We start from the raw sequence: 16,884 nt of genomic DNA on the forward strand, positions 1-16,884 counted from the left end.
CGGGCGGCGCTCTTTGGGTCAGGCGATCGCCTTGCCCTCTGCCGCCCAGATGGCACCCCGCCGGATCATCTCGGTCACTGGCGGCACTTTCAGATCGTCCAGTTCGTGACCGATCGAGCAATAGAACACCCGCCCTTTGTCCCAGCGCCGGGTCCACGTGACAGGGATCACCGTGCCTTCGATCCACCACAGGTGATCGCCGGAAAAGGTGGTTTTAGCGAGCACATTGTTCGACGGATCTGTCAGCATGTAATACTGCTCTGACGTGATGCGGAAACTGCGGATGCCTTCGACCAGCGGGTGATCCGGCTGGCAGATGGTCACGTCATAGTCGATGTAATCCTCGCGCGGTTGCAGGTTGTCGGGCCATCCCGGCGGGTGCGCTACGAACTGCCCACCGATGAGAAAGTGATATGTAGGCCGGTCGCGGAACGCATCGCCCATATGTCCGTGCCACCCTGCCAGCCCGCAGCCATTGCCGATGAGCTTGAGCAATCCGTCTTCCTGCGGTTTGGTCATGTTGCCAAACTCTTCCTGATGGCCCGACCTTGCAGAAGACCAGATCGGAGTGATCAGATCGAGGTCGGCCAGATCGTTGGGGCGTTCCAGTGGTTCGAGCGTGTCGTAAACGTCAACCTCGAACCCGTTGGTCTTCAACAGTTCTTCATACCAATCGGCGAAATGTGTGGGCGTGTGGCCTTCCCAGCCACCGACAAAAAGCGCGGCTTTCATTCAGAGTCCTTTCGCATGAAGTTCAACATCGCCGCCATGTCGCGTGCGCCGAAACCGGCTTGCTCTGCCCGGCGCAGCGTATCGAGCGTTACTGCGCCTTGCGGCATAAGAGTGCCAAGAGATGCGGCCAGTGAGGCGGTGACCTCCATGTCCTTGCGGGCAAGGGACACAGTGAAGGTCACGTCGTGATCGGCTTCGTTCAAGTAAAGCGGTTTGCGGTATGTGAGCATCGGGGCCGCCGCCGCGCTGTTTTCGATAACTTCGAACGCGATTGCGGGCGCGATCCCAGCGGCCTCGCTCAGGGTCAGAGCCTCGGCCAAGGTCTGGTTCAGTCCGTGGATCAGCGAATTGACCGCCAGTTTCATCACAACGCCTATGCCTGTCTGGCCAAGACAGATCGTCTTGCGCCCCAGCGCATCGAAGATTGGGCGCAGAGGCTCTGCGGTGTCTTCCGAACATCCCGCCATGATCAAGAGCTGCGCATCCGCCGCCGCTTGTGTGGCTCCGGATACTGGCGCGTCGATCACCGTGCAGCCCTCGGGTGCAGCCTTGGCCAGCGATTGGATGTGATCGGGCGACATCGTGCCCATTTCGACAAAGACCCGTGCGCCCTGCCCAGCGAACAATCCATCCCGACCCAGATGCACCACCTCTGAGGACGGGTCATCGGCCAGCATGGTTACCACGACATCGGACGCATTTGTGAGAGCCGCTGGAGTCTGCGCAACGGCGCAACCTGTTGTGTCTGCCAGCGTCCGCGCTTTGTCGGGCGACCTGTTCCAAACGGTGACCACATGTCCTGCGGCCACAAGATTCGCGGCCATATGCGATCCCATACGGCCCAGCCCCGCGAATCCGACGCGCATCTCAGGCGACCTTGTCAGCAGTGATCCCGGAGATGGCTTGGATAAGGCTGTCTTCGGTCACCTCATCCGAGGTGAATTCGCGCATGACCTTGCCGGAATACATGGCGACGATCCGGTCGGACACATGCAGCACTTCGGGCATTTCCGAGCTGATCACGATCACCGCATAGCCCTGCGCCGCCAGATCGCGGATCAGGTTGTGGATCTCGGATTTGGAGCCAACGTCGATACCGCGTGTGGGTTCATCCACGATCAGCACTTCGGGACGCATCGACAGCCACTTACCAATAACGATCTTCTGCTGGTTGCCACCCGAGAGGTTGCCGACGGTCTGCCGCCAACCGGGTGTGCGGATGTCCAGCTTGTCGCGGTATTGATCAAAAATGGCAATCTCGGCCCCGTCGCTGACAAACGGACCCGCTGTCAGATCATCGACCTGCGGCAAGGTCATGTTGTCCCGGCAGTTCATGCCAAGAACAAGCCCCTGCCCCTTGCGGTCCTCGGGAACAAGGGAAATGCCATTGGCAATCGCGTCGATGGGCGATTTGATCCGCACCTCTTGGCCGTTCAGCAGGATTTGACCAGCTGAGGGATCGCGAAGCCCAAATAGGGTCTCGGCAATCTCTGTCCGGCCTGCGCCGACCAGACCGTAAAAACCCAGAACCTCGCCTTTGCGGACGTTAAAGCTCACATCCTGATAAAGCTTGCCGCAGCTTAGCCCGCGCACTTCAAGAGCCACATCGCCCATTTCGTGATGGCTTTCGTTGCGCGACAGATCAAGGCTGCGCCCGATCATCAGTTTTGTGACTTCTTCTTCATCGGTCTCGCGGGTGTTCAGAGTGCCGCGATACTGACCGTCGCGCAGAACGCTGATCCGGTCGGTGATCTTGAAGATCTCTTCCATCCGGTGCGAGATATAGATGATGCCGACTCCTTTGGATTGCAGGTCCGAAATCACATCGAACAAGACCACCTTTTCGGCATCTGTCAGAGACGCGGTCGGCTCATCAAAGATCACCGCCTTTGGATCGACCGTCAGGGCGCGGGCAATCTCGACCATTTGCTGGTTGGCGATTGAGAGGTCCCCAACCCGCGTTTTCGCGTCAAACCCGACGTTGAGCGTTTTGAGGATGGCATTTGTGTCTTCGTAAAGCTTTGCCCAGTTGACACGACCAAAGGATTTTAGCGGCAATTCCCCAAGCCAGATGTTTTCGGCCACAGTCAGTTCATCGGCAAGGCTGAGTTCCTGATGGATAAACACCACGCCTTTGGCCTTGGCCTGCACCGGAGTGGTCATCACCGTTGGTTCTTCTTCAATGAAGATGCGACCTTCGTTGGGTTGCAGGATACCGCCCAAAACCTTCATCAGCGTGGACTTGCCCGCGCCGTTTTCGCCCATCAGCGCGTGCACCTCGCCGGGAAGGACGCTAAACGACACGCCGTTCAAGGCGCGGACACCGGGGAAAGTCTTGACGATGTCTTCAAGCCGCAGAACCGGGGTTTGATCGGTCATGTCTTCAACTCCTCTTTGCCCTTGCGGTTCAACTGGCGGTCCAGGAACAAGACGGCGATCAGGATCAGCCCGATGACAAGGTTCACGGTTTCCGTGTCGGCTCCGATATGGCCCAGACCTTTGCGCAAAAGCTGGATCGCGATGACGCCGCCAAGGGTGGAAATGATCGACCCGTAGCCGCCGGTGAGCTTGGTTCCACCCAGCACAACCGCCGTGATTGCCCAGAGTTCATAGAGCATCCCGTCATTCGGGTTCACCGAGCCGGATTCCGAGTAGAACACCACCGCAGACAAAGACGCGAGAAACCCGATCAGCATGAAGTTCCAGAGGAAATGCGGGCCGACGCGGATACCGGCGTTCACGGCTGCTTCGCGATTGTTGCCGATGGCATAGGCGTTGCGGCCATGTACCGTCTTGGTCATCAAGAGCCATAGCAGCAAAGCCGCGCCCATCAGGAACCATGTCGCGGTGTGCAGGCCCAGAAACTGAGCTTCGGCAAAATCGACGAGCGTCCAGTTCAGGTGGCTGGTGGGTTGTTCACCATTATACATGAAGACCAAGCCGCGATAGCCGAGCATGGACCCTAGTGTCACGATGAAAGCATCGACGCCGGTCTTCCAAACAATCAGACCGTTGATCGCGCCCAGAATGGTTCCTGTCAGCAGGGCAAACACCCAGGCCAGTGGGATTGCCCAATCGCCCATTGCCTGCATGAACGGCCATGTCATGCTGTCCAGAAGGATGATGGCCGACAAGGCATAGGTGGCACCGACCGACAGGTCGATATTGCCGTTGATCATGATGATCGTCATGCCCAACGCGATGATCCCGATGGGTGCAGATTGCTTGAGCAGCAACAGCATGTTGTCGAAATCCATGAAGGCGCTGTCCGAGACCGAGAGGTACGAGCCCGCAACCGAGAAGAAGATCAACTCGACCACGATGAAGGCCCAAATAGCGCCTTGCTTGAGAAGGGTGTCCTTGTTCATCACTCTGCTCCCTACGCGATCTGCGACAACAGACGGCCGCGCTTGGCCGCGATATCCAGCCAGACCGCAAGGATGATGATCACCCATGTGACGACGTACTGGACGTAAAACGCAAGTCCCATGAGCAGAAGTCCATTCTGGATAAAGCCAAGGATCAGAACGCCGATCACGGTCTTGAAGATGGTCCCCGACCCACCCAGCAGCGACGCGCCACCAAGAATGACCGCCGCGAGCACCTCAAGTTCCAGCCCCTGCCCCACAGTATTCTGGCTGCCAAGGCTTCGGCTGGCCTGCAAGAGACCGGCACAGGCCACGCAAAAGGACGAGATCAGGTAGGTCAGAAACACGATGCGCGCACGCGGGATACCCGAGAACGTCGCCGCCTTGCCGTTGCCACCGACCGCATAGACCTTACGTCCAAAGGGGGTCTTGGACAGAACGAGGCTCAGAACGATCGCAAGTCCGGCGAAGATCAGGATCGGCACCGGCACACCTGCGATGTTGCCTTGTCCAAAGACAGAGAACCATGTGCCGCTTTTGTCGGCGATATCCATGTTTTGACCGCCGGACCACGTCAACGTCAGCCCGTGGATGGCCGAGAGCATGCCAAGCGTAACGATCAGTGAATTGAGTTTGAGATACCCGACAAGAAACCCGATGAAGGCCCCCAACCCAAGGGTCAGACCAAACATCGCCGGGATCGCCAGTGTCGGCCCGATCTTGTCGTGCAGATCCAGCACCACAATGGTTGAGAAAGACATCATCGATCCGACGGACAGATCAAGATTTCCACCGATCACCACAAATGTGACCCCCAGGGCCATCACGCCAAGAATGGCTGAAGAGCGGATCACGCCCGAGATATTGTCCACCGCGATAAAGCGCGGATTGGCCAACGCAAAGCCGATCATGAAAACGACAAAGGCAATCAGGATGCCCTGTTTGGCAAGGACTCTTCCGATGCCCTGTTTCGTCAGTTCTGCCATGTGTTCCTCCCAAAGGTGCGGGCGGGATCGCCGTCACACCAAAGTCATTCCACCGTCGATCATCACGATCTGGCCGGTCATGTAGTCACTGGCGGAAGAAGCCAGAAACGTCGTCGTTCCGGTTATGTCTTCAGGACGTGCAACGCGTCCTTTCAAAATCTCGGACGAGAACTCTTCCATCGCCTGACCGGGGCGTTCTGCGGCCCCTATTGCCATCAGATCCTGATCGACCTGTTCCCACATCTCGGTTGCAACGACACCGGGGGCGAACCCCGTCACGGTGATATTATGTTTGGCCAAATCGCGCGCACCGGACTGCGTCAGCGATACGACGGCCCATTTGCTTGCGCAATACGGTGCGACGTTGTCGAACCCTTGGCGGCTGGCGATGCTCGCTGTGTTGATGATCTTGCCACCACCACCTTGGGCGATCATCTGCCGGGCGGCCTCCTGCATGCCGATCATGCAGCCCAACCCGTTGATCCCCATGATGAAATTCCAGTTATCCTCGGTCACATCGAGGAAATTCATCGGCTTGTTCACACCTGCATTGTTGAACTTGACGTCGAGCCGTCCAAAGGTATCGACCGCATGGGCGATCATCGCCTTGACCTGATCTCGGTCTGTCACATCAACGGATGCATGCGTCACCTTGCAACCGGCTTGCGCAGCCCGTTCCGCGTTTGCATCAGCGACTTCGGATACTTTTCCCGCGTTGATATCCGCAAAACAGACATTCGCGCCTTCGACCAAAAGCGCTTCACCAATCGCGCGGCCAATGCCTTGCGCTGCACCGGTCACAATACACGACCGACCCGAGACTCCTGCCATCTCGCCCATCCCTATTTTTCTTTTGATACGTACAAAACGCGCGAGGCGGACGTGCCACCCCGCGCATTCAGGGAGGAGATCAGAAGACAGGCTTGGTGTAATCGCCCATGTTGTCCTGAGTGATCTTCGGCGTGTCAAAGTAGTTAAGGAACGGTACTTCTTCCCCATTCAGCACATCGATGGCGGTCTTCAGCGCGGCTTCAGCATCATCAACCGGGGACTGGTAGATCGACCCCCAGTATTCGCCCGCGGCCATCGCTTCGTAGCCCACGGCAAAGTTTGTGGCACCCACAAAGATGATACCCTCACGGCCAGCGGCCTTGGCTGCGTTCAATGCGCCTACGCCCATGTTGTCATCGCCGGAATAAACGCCGTCGATGTCGTCATACTTGACGAGGAACGCTTCCATAACCTGCTGCGATTTTTCGCGGTTCCAATCGCCCGGCTGCGTTTCCACAAGCGTTACGTTCGGGCAGACTTCTGGCAGACGGTCGTCAAAGCCCTTTTGACGTTCGATTGCGGTTGTGTAACCGGGCTGACCCGAAATTTGCACAACGCGCGCTTCGTTTTCGATGCCCATGTCCTTGAACTTATCACACATGATCTCGGCAGAGCGCGAACCTTGAGTGATGTTGTCCGGACCCGAGAAGCTGGCGACGAAGTCAAAACCTTGCTCGGCGATGTTGGAGTTTGTCACGATGACCGGGATGCCTGCGCTGTGCGCCTTGCGCACGGCCGGGATCACCGCTTCGCCGTTGGTCGGCCAAATAATGATCGCGTCGACTTCTTGCTGGATCAGGTCTTCCATCTGCGCGATCTGACGCGCCACGTCGCCGCCGGCATCCAGAACAACCGCTTCAACCATGTCATTGGCTTCGGTCGCTGCGATGAAGGCCTTTTCGTATGTGGTCTGGTAGCTGTCGACGCCCACGTTGTTTTGCGTGATGCCAATGGTCATCTTGCCGCCATGAGACTCGGCCATTGCCGTGCCAACAAGTGCGGTCGATGCAACCAAAGCTGCTGTAAGGGTCGTTTTCATAGTCGTTTCCTCCCTAGGGGTGTTATTCGCACAATTGCAGCTGTCCTCCCAGCCCGGGCGTTCCCGATGCAACCTGTCCCGTATCCAGCGATATTTAGCGAACGGACGAACGCACCATTTTATTCATTATGAATATTTTTTTGTTCATTATGGATTTTTATCCGATATTCGGAAACCGCCATATTGAACAATTTTAGGAGACGCGATCGTGAGCGACTCGCCCAAGCCCTGCAATCCTTCACTCGAAAAAGCGAAAATGTCCGAAGCCCTCCACAGCGATATCCATTTTGGACAGCGCCCCTTGCAGCGGTCCAGCGCCGTCGCTGCGTCGGTGGCGACTCCAGAATTGGCGCGCGTGGTCGAGTTCCTGACATCGCTTTGCATGGAGCTTGACGCGTCGATCGAACCGAACACGCCCAACCCGCACCTCAACATGATCCTGCATCTTTTGCACAGTCATTCCGAGGGGCGTCTTGTGTCGCCATCTTCAATGGTTGCGGCGGCTGGCGTGCCTTATGCCACCGCGACACGCAAACTGGCGGAACTGAAAGACTCGGGCCTGCTGGAACAGCGCCCCCGCACCAAAAGCGGCAAGAGCTTTTCGCTACACCCCAGCCCACGTCTGCTGGACCGGTTCAGCCAGGTTGCCGACCGGATCGAGCGGCTGGCGCGGGTGTCTTTCGGCACTGCGTCCGAAACCGAGGAAACAGAACACTACTATTATGGCGGCTCGTATCAGGCGACACGCGCCACCATCGCCCCACCCCGCGCGCTTCCACAGCCTCTGAAACTGCCAGGCGGATTGCGCATTCTGGTACATGGCGATCCGACCTTCATGGTAATGGACAACCTCAAGCGTCAGTTCGAACAACTGGTCGGCACCAATATCCATCAGCGTGCCTTCTCTATCGACCGGCTGCGAGAAGAGGCGTTGCGCAACAGCGACCGCAGCAAGAGCCGCTATGACCTGATCGCGGTTGATCTTCCTTGGTTGGGCGAGTTCATCAAAAAAGGCGTTATTCGCCCCCTGACTGATGTGATGGACGTATCCCGGCTTGATCCGGCTGATTTCCACACCGCAGGCTGGCGCGCGGCACATTGGGATGGGACGCCCTATGGCGTGCCCAGCCAGACTACACCAGAATTGATGTTTTACCGCAAAGACTGGTTCGCATCCGAAGGTCTGGAACCACCGGTCACGACAGATGCGGTGATCGACGCCGCACGTCATTTCCACGACCCACGCCGTGGACGCTATGGCGTGGCATGGAACGCAGCGCGGGGAACGGCCCTCGGGCACACATTCATGATGACCTGTGCCGCCTTTGGGCAGCCGATCATCGACCTGCCCGAAATCGCGGGCGGCTATGATGCGGATCATCTGGGATCGCGCGAGTTCCGCCCGGCACTAAACACCGACCGCGCCCTTGCGGCGGCGGATTACCTGATGCAGTTGCTGGAGTTCTCTCCACCCGACATCCTGTCAATGTCGTGGTACGAACGGGTCCGCCCCTATGCCTCTGGCAAGGTGGCGATGGCCTACGGGTACACCTTGCTGGCACCATATTTCGAACTGGACGAAAGCTGTTCAGCGCACGGCAACACGGGCTATCTGCCCCACCCGCATGGTCCCGAAGGCGCGCCGATAGCGCCGGTCGGAGGCTATGTCTTCTGCGTGCCGTCGAATCTGGCCGAGGACCGGCTTGAGGACACGGTCGAAGCGCTGGTCGCCTTCACATCGCCGGGCGCGCAAAAGCTGTACGCGCAAAGCGGCAGCCGCACCGCGCCACGCTATTCCGTGGGCGCTGACCCAGAAGTGCGGCGCCTGTCGCCGATTTTTGAACTTGTTGACCAGATGTCGTGGCGCGACGAGCTGCAATTCTGGCCGCGCCCGCCGATCCCGCAAATCTCGGACATCATCCGCATCTGCGGCCACGAACTTCACGACATGCTGCGCGGGATCGTCTCCCCGCGCGAGGCGCTCGACCGCGCACAGGCGCGCGCTGAAGACTTCATGAGACAACAGGTCACTTAGGGAGGAAACCATGGACCCCAATCGCCTCAAAGGTAAGAATATCCTGATCACTGGTGCCGCACGCGGCATGGGCGCTGCCAATGCGGAGAGCTTTGCGGCACAGGGCGCCAACGTGTGTCTCGGTGATCTTGACGTAGCCGAAGCGCAAAAGGTTGCCGATGGGATCAATGCGGCCGGAAACGGCAAGGCGGTCGCCGTCAAAATGGACGTGACCAAGCGCGAAGACAATGCCGCTGCGGTGGCTGCCACCGTCGAGGCGTTCGGGTCGATCAATGTGGGTCTTTTCAATGCAGGTCTGAACAAACCCCGGTTCTTCATGGATATTGATGAAGACAACTGGGACATGATCATGAACGTCAACACCAAGGCGATGTGGCTCGGCATGCAGGAAACCGCACGCCAGATGATCAAACAGGGCCCGATGGAAGATCACCCCTACAAGCTGATCAACGTGGGCTCTATCGCGTCGCGCAAGCCGCTGGTCGACGTGACCGTCTACTGTACATCGAAATACGGCTGCCTTGCCTTGACCGAATGCGGCGCGCTTGGGCTGGCAGAGCACAACATCACCGTTAACGGATATGCACCCGGTGTCGTGGTGACGCCACTTTGGGAACAGCTGGACAAAGATCTTGTCGAGATCGGCTTCAAGGAGCGCGAAGGTCAGGCCTACGACGATATCGTCGCCAACAATTTGGTGATCAAACGGGTCTCATATCCGAATGACATCACCGGAACAGCGTCGTTCCTTGCCTCTGACGACAGCGACTACATGACCGGTCAGATGATCTCCATCGACGGCGGCTGGGTCACGAAGTAACCCAACAACCCTCTGATTTATTGAACAAACCGGGTCCGCCATGCGGCACCCGAAAGGAGCTACTCATGTCTCGCGCACTCATGCCCAACTTGCTCACGCCGCAGGATCTCGAACCCAACTGGGAATGGCGGGAACGCCTGCCCGCGTGGGGTCACACCTCGGTTGATTTTGAACGCCGCGTCGATCACGACCGTCTGCGCCGCTACCGTCTGTCGCGTACCAGGCAGTCTTTGCAGAACTCCAATGCCGGATCGCTGCTGTTGTTTGATGTGAACAACATCCGCTATGTGACAGCCACCAAGATCGGCGAATGGGAACGGGACAAGATGTGCCGCTTCTGCCTGCTGACCGGCGACGACAGCCCTTATGTCTGGGATTTCGGGTCGGCTGCGGTGCATCACAAGCGCCATTCCGACTGGCTGGAGCCGGACCACTGCCTTGCCGGTGTGGTCGGCATGCGCGGGACCATTCCGCCCGAATTCGGCCTTATGCAGAAATATGCCAAGATGATCGCGCAGCTGATCAAGGATGCAGGCATGGCCGACATGCCGGTGGGTGTGGACTACGCTGAAACCGCCATGTTCCACGCGCTGAAGGCCGAGGGCATCAATGTCGTCGACGGTCAGCAGATCATGCTGGCGGCGCGCGAGATCAAGAACTGGGACGAGATCCAGCTACTCACGCAGGCCGCCGCGATGGTCGATGGCGTCTACCACATGATCTACGAAGAGCTGAAACCCGGCGTGCGCGAGAACGACATCGTCGCGATGTCCAATAAGCTGCTCTACGAGATGGGATCGGACGATGTCGAGGCGATCAACGCCATTTCCGGCGAACGCTGTAACCCGCACCCGCACAACTTTACCGACAGACTGATCCGCCCTGGCGATCAGGCGTTCTTTGACATTCTGCAAAGCTATCAGGGCTACCGGACGTGTTACTACCGCACGTTCAACGTGGGTCGGGCGACACCGTCGCAGAATGATGCGTACAAGAAAGCACGCGAATGGATCGACGCGTCGATTGCGATGATCAAGCCGGGTGTCTCGACCGACAAGGTGGCCGAGGTCTGGCCGACAGCGCAATCGCTTGGGTTCGACAACGAGGATCAGGCCTTCGGACTGCAATTCGGCCACGGGCTGGGGCTGGCCCTGCACGAGCGCCCGATTATCAGCCGCGCGGTCAGCCTCGATCACCCGATGGAAATCCAGACCGGAATGGTCTTCGCGCTCGAAACCTATTGCCCGGCCACCGACGGCTATTCCGCCGCCCGGATCGAGGAAGAGGTCGTTGTGACGGAAACCGGCTGCGAGGTGATCAGTCTCTTCCCCGCAGAAGAGCTACCCATCGCCAACCGGTATTGAACAGCCCCGCCGGGGGACGCCTCCGGCGGGAGTTTATTGGGCAAGATGAAGCAGGGGCCGCGCGCCCTTGCCCCCTTTGGGAGGGAACCGATGGCCAAGGCCAAGACAAACACCGAAGACTATCTGCGTATGTATCGCCAGATGATGCGCATCCGCACCTTCGAGGACAACGCAAACCAGCTTTACCTTTCGGCCAAGATGCCGGGCTTGACGCATATGTATTCCGGCGAAGAGGCCGTGGCAGTAGGCATCTGCGAGGCGCTGACCGATGACGACCGCATCACATCGACCCACCGGGGCCACGGGCATTGCGTGGCCAAGGGTGCGAATTTCAAAGAGATGTTCTGCGAATTGCTAGGCAAGGAAGAAGGCTATTGCCGCGGCAAGGGCGGGTCGATGCACATCGCCGATCAGAGCCACGGCAACCTTGGGGCCAACGCCATCGTGGGCGGGTCCATGGGGATTGCGACAGGCTCTGCCCTGCGCGCCAAGCTGCTGGGCAAGGACGATGTCACCGTCTGTTTCTTTGGCGACGGGGCCACGGCACAAGGGCTTCTTTACGAGGTCATGAACATGGCCGCACTTTGGAACCTCCCGGTCATTTATGCCTGCGAGAACAATGGCTATTCCGAATACACCAAAACCGAGGAAATCGCCGCCGGATCGATCACCGCAAGGGCTGAAGCTTTCGGGATCGAGGCGTTCAAGGTCGACGGGCAAGACGTGCTGGCGGTCAATGAATTGACGCAAAAGCTGGTGGCACGCTGTCGCAAGGGCGAAGGCCCGTTCTTCATCGAATTGGAGACCTACCGCTATCACGGTCACCACGTGGGCGACATCAACCGCGAATACTACCGCTCCAAGGACGAAGAGAAGGACTGGAAAGAAAATCGCGATCCGATCATCCGCTTCCGGTCCTATCTGGTGGCCGAAGGCATCGCCACCGAAGACGAGATCGAAGCGATGAATGCCGAGATCGAAAAGGATGCCGCCGAGGCCGTCGCTTATGCCGAGGCTGCCAAATATCCCGACGTGTCCGAAGTGGACATGCATGTCTACGCGGACTGAGGAGAGACCGAAATGAGAGAGATCACCCTGTCCCAGGCCGTCAACGAGGCCATCGCCGAGGAAATGCGCCGCGATCCCACGGTGTTCCTGTTGGGCGAAGACGTGGCCGAGGCCGGAACGCCCTTCAAGGTGCTGTCCGGTCTGGTCGAGGAATTCGGCACCGAGCGCGTCATCGACACCCCCATCGCCGAACCCGGCTTCATGGGCATCGCTGTTGGTGCCGCCATGACCGGCTCGCGTCCGATCGTCGATCTGATGTTTGGCGATTTTATCTTCCTGATCATGGACCAGCTCTGCAATCAGGCGGCCAAAACGCACTATATGTCTGGTGGCAAGCTTAGCGTGCCGCTGGTCCTGCGCACGAACATGGGGGCAACCCGGCGCTCTGCCGCGCAGCACTCGCAATCCCTGCAGGCGCTTGTTGCCCATATTCCGGGACTGAAGGTCGCCATGCCGTCCTCCGCCTACGAAGCCAAAGGCTTGATGAAGACTGCGATCCGCGACAACAACCCGGTTGTGATCTTCGAAGACAAGCTGATGTACCAAGACAAGGCCCCGGTGCCGGAAGAGGAATATCTGATCCCCTTCGGCGAAGCGAACATCAAGCGCGAAGGCAGCGACATCACCCTGATCGCCACGTCTTCGATGGTGCAGGTGGCCGAGAAAGCCGCCGCAATTCTGTCGAAAGAAGGCATCGAGGCCGAGGTGATCGACCCGCGCACCATCGTGCCGCTGGATGAGGCCACGCTGATCAAAAGCGTGAAGAAAACCAGCCGCGCCATCGTGATCGACGAAGGCCACCAAAGCTACGGCGTCACATCGGAAATCGCGTCGCGTCTGAACGAAAAGGCGTTCTATCACCTCGACACACCCGTGGTGCGGATGGGGGCTATGGATGTGCCGATCCCGTTTTCGCCCGCGCTTGAAGACATCACTGTTCCGACACCCGAACGCGTTGTCGAGATGGCGCGCAAGCTGTGTTCCGGGGAGATGATTCATGCCGCATGATGTGACAATGCCTCAACTGGGCATGGCACAGGACGCGGGCAAGATCGTGTCGTGGCTCAAGGCCCCCGGTGAGCCGGTGACCAAGGGCGATGCCTTGTTCGAGGTGGAAACCGACAAGGCCACAATGGAGGTCGAGGCGCAGGCCAGCGGCTTTCTGACCGGTGTATCTGCATCTGAGGGTGAAGACGTCAAAGTCGGAGCTGTAATCGCGCGCATTTCGGACAGTGCCGATGATGAGGGCCCCGCGCCCGAGGCCTCTGGCCCCGCCGCGCCCGAAGACACATCCGACGCGCTGCCCGAAGGTAAGTCCGTGACCATGCCGCAACTGGGCATGGCGCAGGACAGCGGCCTGTTGGTCAGCTGGCAAAAGGCCCCCGGCGATGTGCTCAAGGCCGACGATGTGCTCTTCGAAGTGGAGACCGACAAGAGCACGATGGAGGTCGAGGCGGGAACTGACGGCTATCTTGCCGCCACTCTGGCCGAGGCCGGAGAGAATGTTCCCGTGGGGCAAGCAGTCGCGATCATCAGCGCCGACAAACCCGATGCTCCGGTACGTCGTTCTGTTGCGTCGGGTGGTGGTGCAGCCAAAGCAGCCCCTGCTGCCGAACCCGAACCGGCTAAGGTTCAACCGGCAGCACCAAAACCCACAGCCAATACACCCACCATTCCATCGAATAATGGACGTATCCTCGCCTCTCCGAAACTGCGCAGGTTGGCACAAGAGCAGGGTCTCGACCTGTCGCGACTGGTCGAGGCCGGGCATCCGCAACCCTACCACGTACGAGACCTGGAAGTGTTGAAGGCGCTGCCGCAGAAATCGGCCCAAGCGACGGCCACAGCCGCCGCAGCAGCGCATCACCTTGTGGCCAAAACCTCGGGCGATGCCCTGCCCGGTTTTGCACGTTGGGCGGCTGATACACATGGGCTGGCCGATGCCGACGCCCTTATCGCAGCGCTGGCGGGCGCATCGTTGCCAAATATCCAGACCGTAGCCATTGAGCGGCTCGGCACGTTCACCACTTATACGACGCCAGACGGATGCACGCTCTCTGAAGTGACACAAACCGACGACGCGCCTGATCTGATCCTGCGCGATCTGCGCGGTACAACGATCCGAAGCGCAGGCATGGGCACCGACATAGTGCCCATCATCACCATAACGCAGCGCCGCAAAGGGGTGAAATTGACGCTCGACTGTGCGGCTGACCAGTTGGACGCGCAGGCCGCAATCCAGCTTCTGACCAATTTCGCAGGCCGGGTGGAGCAACCGCTCCGCCACCTGCTTTGACTTTCCGGGGGACCGACATGGACTACACCGATCTTTATATTGACGGCGGCTGGCACAAGACAGACGACCGCTTTGACGTCATAAACCCCGCCACCGAAGAGGTGATTGCCTCGGTCGCCTCTGCAGACATTTCGGACGCCGACAAAGCGCTGGACGCCGCCGAAAAGGCGATGGCCGATTGGGCTGCCCGTACACCGCGGGAACGGTCCGAAGTGCTGCGCAAGGCGTGGGAATTGATGACTGCGCGGCTGGATCATTTCGCCCATCTCATCACGTTGGAGAACGGCAAGGCCGGTGCAGATGCCAAGGGTGAGGCCACCTATGCCGCCGAATTTTTCCGCTGGTTCGCCGAAGAGGCCGTGCGCGCGGATGGGATGATCACCCATGCCCCGGCCTCTGGTGCCCGAATCCTTGTGCAGCACAAACCGGCGGGTCTGGCCGTTCTGATCACACCCTGGAACTACCCCGCCGCGATGGGCACCCGCAAGATAGCGCCCGCGCTCGCTGCAGGTTGCGGCGTCATCATCAAACCCGCGTCAGAAACGCCGCTGACTATGCTGGCGCTGATGCCGCTCCTGGAAGAAGCAGGTGTGCCGCCGGGTCTGGTCAATGTGCTGCCCTCGCGCAGGACCGGCGCTTTGGTGGATCACATGCTGCACGATCCGCGCGTGCGCGTGGTCAGCTTTACCGGCTCTACAGGTGTGGGTCGCAAGCTTTTGAAATCGGCTGCGGATCAGGTTTTGAAACCCGCGATGGAGCTGGGTGGAAACGCGCCCGTCGTGGTGCTGGAAGACGCCGACATGGACACTGCCATCGAAGGCACAATGCTCGCCAAGATGCGCAATCTGGGCGAGGCGTGTACGGCGGCGAACCGCATCTACGTGCATGAAAACATCGCGGCAGAGTTCACCAAACGCCTGACCGAGCGCATGTCAGCGCTCAAGGTGGGCGATGGCACGGACCCGTCGGTCGATGTCGGCCCGCTGGTCAATGCCGACACCCGCGACAAGGTTGCGGCGTTTGTCGCCGATGCCGTGGCGAAGGGTGCAAAGATCGAATGCGGCGGAACAACGCCCGAAGGCAAGGGCTTCTACTACCCGCCGACGGTGCTGTCGAACGTGTCCGAGGACGCCGATTGCGTGCAGGACGAGATCTTTGGTCCCGTCGCCGCGATCCAGACCTTCAGTGACCAGGAAGAGGTCATCCGACGCGCAAACAACACCGAATACGGCCTTGTCGCTTATGTGTTTTCCGCCGACTTCAAACGCGCACTTCAGGTCTGCGAACGGCTTGATTACGGCATGGTCGGCCTGAACCGTGGATTGGTCAGCGATCCGGCCGCGCCGTTTGGTGGCACCAAGCAATCGGGTCTTGGCCGCGAAGGTGGGCATGAGGGCATGTTGGAATTCATGGAAACACAATACATCTCGGCAAGCTGGTAAGGGGGGTAGTATGGCAGACTTTATCGCAAGCCCCGCCACACGACGCCTTGCCCGTGAAAAAGGCGTCGAGATCGAAGCTTTGGCCAAGAAGCTTGGCCGCAAAACCATCGGCCCCGAGGATCTTGATGGCGGTGCAACGCCCGTTGCGGCAACGGCAGGTGATACCTCTTATTGGGATGTGGACCATAGCCAGTATGGCCCCGTGACCGAAGAGCCGATGAGCCGCTTTGCCCAAGTCGCAGCCCGCAATCTGGCGGCAGCGCAGTCGTTGATCCCGGCAGTGACACATCACGACCGCGCCGATGTCAGCGCGATAGAGGCGTTCCGCCAAAGCCTGAAAGCCGAAGCACAGGCGCGGGGTGTCAAGCTCACGGCGCTTGCCTTTCACGTCGCAGCTCTTGCCCGCAGCCTCAAGGCGTTTCCCCGGTTCAACGCGTCTTTGTCAGTCGATGGCGAGACGCTTTATCTGAAGAACTACGTCCATATCGGCATTGCCGTCGATACGCCCCACGGCCTCATGGTGCCGGTCATTCGCGATGCAGACCGCAAGGGTCTGTGGCAGATCGGAGCCGAGATTGCGGATCTCGCGGCAAAGGCGCAGGCGCGCAAGGTCAAACCCGACGAAATGGGTGGCGCGTCTATGACGATCACCAATCTGGGTGGCATCGGTGGCACGGCCTTCACGCCCATCGTCAACCCGCCCGAAGTGGCGATCCTAGGCATCACGCGGACCGAAACCATCACAGTCTGGGACGGCGACACGCCGCGCCCGGTGCCGATGGTGCCGCTGGACCTGTCCTATGATCACCGCGTGATCAACGGGGCAGATGCGGCGCGATTCCTGTCGCATTACGCCAAACTGATCGGCGATCCGCGCAATATGCTGATCTGAAAACCGACTGG

15 protein-coding genes are annotated in these 16,884 nt (G+C 59.3%); 8 read left to right on the plus strand and 7 right to left on the minus strand.

Annotated features, from left to right (window positions below):
- Window positions 1-18: 18 nt before the first annotated feature.
- The 7 genes from ACK3EW_RS12920 to ACK3EW_RS12950 form a co-directional block, all read right to left on the minus strand.
- The gene (locus ACK3EW_RS12920) at window positions 19-732 is read right to left on the minus strand and encodes a ThuA domain-containing protein (RefSeq protein ID WP_493806547.1); all 714 of its coding nucleotides are present in this window, start codon (window positions 730-732) and stop codon (window positions 19-21) included.
- Window positions 729-1,598, minus strand: a complete 870-nt coding sequence (locus ACK3EW_RS12925) for an NAD(P)-dependent oxidoreductase (RefSeq protein WP_493806548.1) — start codon at window positions 1,596-1,598, stop codon at window positions 729-731. The genes ACK3EW_RS12920 and ACK3EW_RS12925 overlap by 4 nt, the downstream gene beginning before the upstream one ends.
- Window position 1,599: 1 nt before the next feature.
- Window positions 1,600-3,111 (minus strand): sugar ABC transporter ATP-binding protein, encoded by a 1,512-nt coding sequence (locus tag ACK3EW_RS12930; RefSeq protein WP_493806549.1) that lies wholly within the window; start codon window positions 3,109-3,111, stop codon window positions 1,600-1,602.
- The gene (locus tag ACK3EW_RS12935; RefSeq protein ID WP_493806550.1) at window positions 3,108-4,100 is read right to left on the minus strand and encodes an ABC transporter permease; all 993 of its coding nucleotides are present in this window, start codon (window positions 4,098-4,100) and stop codon (window positions 3,108-3,110) included. The genes ACK3EW_RS12930 and ACK3EW_RS12935 overlap by 4 nt, the downstream gene beginning before the upstream one ends.
- A gap of 11 nt (window positions 4,101-4,111) precedes the next feature.
- Complete coding sequence (locus ACK3EW_RS12940; protein ID WP_493806551.1) at window positions 4,112-5,086, minus strand: ABC transporter permease; 975 nt, start codon at window positions 5,084-5,086, stop codon at window positions 4,112-4,114.
- A gap of 33 nt (window positions 5,087-5,119) precedes the next feature.
- The gene (locus ACK3EW_RS12945) at window positions 5,120-5,917 is read right to left on the minus strand and encodes an SDR family oxidoreductase (RefSeq protein WP_439119724.1); all 798 of its coding nucleotides are present in this window, start codon (window positions 5,915-5,917) and stop codon (window positions 5,120-5,122) included.
- A gap of 79 nt (window positions 5,918-5,996) precedes the next feature.
- A complete protein-coding gene (locus tag ACK3EW_RS12950; protein ID WP_493806552.1) occupies window positions 5,997-6,956 on the minus strand; it encodes a sugar ABC transporter substrate-binding protein in 960 nt (319 codons plus the stop codon).
- 256 nt (window positions 6,957-7,212) lie between these two features.
- On the opposite strand from ACK3EW_RS12950, the gene ACK3EW_RS12955 reads away from it, so the two are divergent.
- The 8 genes from ACK3EW_RS12955 (at window position 7,213) to ACK3EW_RS12990 (ending at window position 16,873) form a co-directional block, all read left to right on the plus strand.
- The gene (locus tag ACK3EW_RS12955) at window positions 7,213-8,991 is read left to right on the plus strand and encodes an extracellular solute-binding protein (protein WP_493809731.1); all 1,779 of its coding nucleotides are present in this window, start codon (window positions 7,213-7,215) and stop codon (window positions 8,989-8,991) included.
- 10 nt (window positions 8,992-9,001) lie between these two features.
- Entirely contained in the window at window positions 9,002-9,811 is an 810-nt protein-coding gene (locus ACK3EW_RS12960) for an SDR family NAD(P)-dependent oxidoreductase (RefSeq protein WP_085628526.1), read from the plus strand.
- Between the two features lie 65 nt (window positions 9,812-9,876).
- Window positions 9,877-11,175, plus strand: a complete 1,299-nt coding sequence (locus ACK3EW_RS12965) for a M24 family metallopeptidase (RefSeq protein ID WP_085628525.1) — start codon at window positions 9,877-9,879, stop codon at window positions 11,173-11,175.
- A gap of 90 nt (window positions 11,176-11,265) precedes the next feature.
- Window positions 11,266-12,243, plus strand: coding sequence for a thiamine pyrophosphate-dependent dehydrogenase E1 component subunit alpha (locus ACK3EW_RS12970; RefSeq protein ID WP_439119719.1), 978 nt, complete (start codon window positions 11,266-11,268; stop codon window positions 12,241-12,243).
- 12 nt (window positions 12,244-12,255) lie between these two features.
- Window positions 12,256-13,251 carry an alpha-ketoacid dehydrogenase subunit beta gene (locus ACK3EW_RS12975; protein ID WP_493806553.1) on the plus strand — a complete coding sequence of 332 codons (996 nt, stop codon included), beginning with the start codon at window positions 12,256-12,258 and terminating at the stop codon, window positions 13,249-13,251.
- Entirely contained in the window at window positions 13,241-14,539 is a 1,299-nt protein-coding gene (locus tag ACK3EW_RS12980) for a biotin/lipoyl-containing protein (RefSeq protein WP_493806554.1), read from the plus strand. The genes ACK3EW_RS12975 and ACK3EW_RS12980 overlap by 11 nt, the downstream gene beginning before the upstream one ends.
- A gap of 17 nt (window positions 14,540-14,556) precedes the next feature.
- On the plus strand, window positions 14,557-15,981 hold the full coding sequence (locus ACK3EW_RS12985; RefSeq protein WP_493806555.1) for an NAD-dependent succinate-semialdehyde dehydrogenase: 1,425 nt from the start codon (window positions 14,557-14,559) through the stop codon (window positions 15,979-15,981).
- A gap of 10 nt (window positions 15,982-15,991) precedes the next feature.
- The gene (locus ACK3EW_RS12990) at window positions 15,992-16,873 is read left to right on the plus strand and encodes a 2-oxo acid dehydrogenase subunit E2 (protein ID WP_493806556.1); all 882 of its coding nucleotides are present in this window, start codon (window positions 15,992-15,994) and stop codon (window positions 16,871-16,873) included.
- The last annotated feature ends 11 nt before the right edge of the window (window positions 16,874-16,884 follow it).

The organism is Marivita sp. NO-S04, from assembly GCF_059070475.1.

What these genes read in the sequence shown, in the direction of transcription:
- ACK3EW_RS12920 (WP_493806547.1), bottom strand. Translation starts at nt 732, where the DNA reads ATGAAAGCCGCGCTTTTTGTCGGTGGCTGGGAAGGCCACACGCCCACA.
- ACK3EW_RS12925 (WP_493806548.1), bottom strand. Translation starts at nt 1,598, where the DNA reads ATGCGCGTCGGATTCGCGGGGCTGGGCCGTATGGGATCGCATATGGCC.
- ACK3EW_RS12930 (WP_493806549.1), bottom strand. Translation starts at nt 3,111, where the DNA reads ATGACCGATCAAACCCCGGTTCTGCGGCTTGAAGACATCGTCAAGACT.
- ACK3EW_RS12935 (WP_493806550.1), bottom strand. Translation starts at nt 4,100, where the DNA reads ATGAACAAGGACACCCTTCTCAAGCAAGGCGCTATTTGGGCCTTCATC.
- ACK3EW_RS12940 (WP_493806551.1), bottom strand. Translation starts at nt 5,086, where the DNA reads ATGGCAGAACTGACGAAACAGGGCATCGGAAGAGTCCTTGCCAAACAG.
- ACK3EW_RS12945 (WP_439119724.1), bottom strand. Translation starts at nt 5,917, where the DNA reads ATGGCAGGAGTCTCGGGTCGGTCGTGTATTGTGACCGGTGCAGCGCAA.
- ACK3EW_RS12950 (WP_493806552.1), bottom strand. Translation starts at nt 6,956, where the DNA reads ATGAAAACGACCCTTACAGCAGCTTTGGTTGCATCGACCGCACTTGTT.
- ACK3EW_RS12955 (WP_493809731.1), top strand. Translation starts at nt 7,213, where the DNA reads ATGTCCGAAGCCCTCCACAGCGATATCCATTTTGGACAGCGCCCCTTG.
- ACK3EW_RS12960 (WP_085628526.1), top strand. Translation starts at nt 9,002, where the DNA reads ATGGACCCCAATCGCCTCAAAGGTAAGAATATCCTGATCACTGGTGCC.
- ACK3EW_RS12965 (WP_085628525.1), top strand. Translation starts at nt 9,877, where the DNA reads ATGTCTCGCGCACTCATGCCCAACTTGCTCACGCCGCAGGATCTCGAA.
- ACK3EW_RS12970 (WP_439119719.1), top strand. Translation starts at nt 11,266, where the DNA reads ATGGCCAAGGCCAAGACAAACACCGAAGACTATCTGCGTATGTATCGC.
- ACK3EW_RS12975 (WP_493806553.1), top strand. Translation starts at nt 12,256, where the DNA reads ATGAGAGAGATCACCCTGTCCCAGGCCGTCAACGAGGCCATCGCCGAG.
- ACK3EW_RS12980 (WP_493806554.1), top strand. Translation starts at nt 13,241, where the DNA reads ATGCCGCATGATGTGACAATGCCTCAACTGGGCATGGCACAGGACGCG.
- ACK3EW_RS12985 (WP_493806555.1), top strand. Translation starts at nt 14,557, where the DNA reads ATGGACTACACCGATCTTTATATTGACGGCGGCTGGCACAAGACAGAC.
- ACK3EW_RS12990 (WP_493806556.1), top strand. Translation starts at nt 15,992, where the DNA reads ATGGCAGACTTTATCGCAAGCCCCGCCACACGACGCCTTGCCCGTGAA.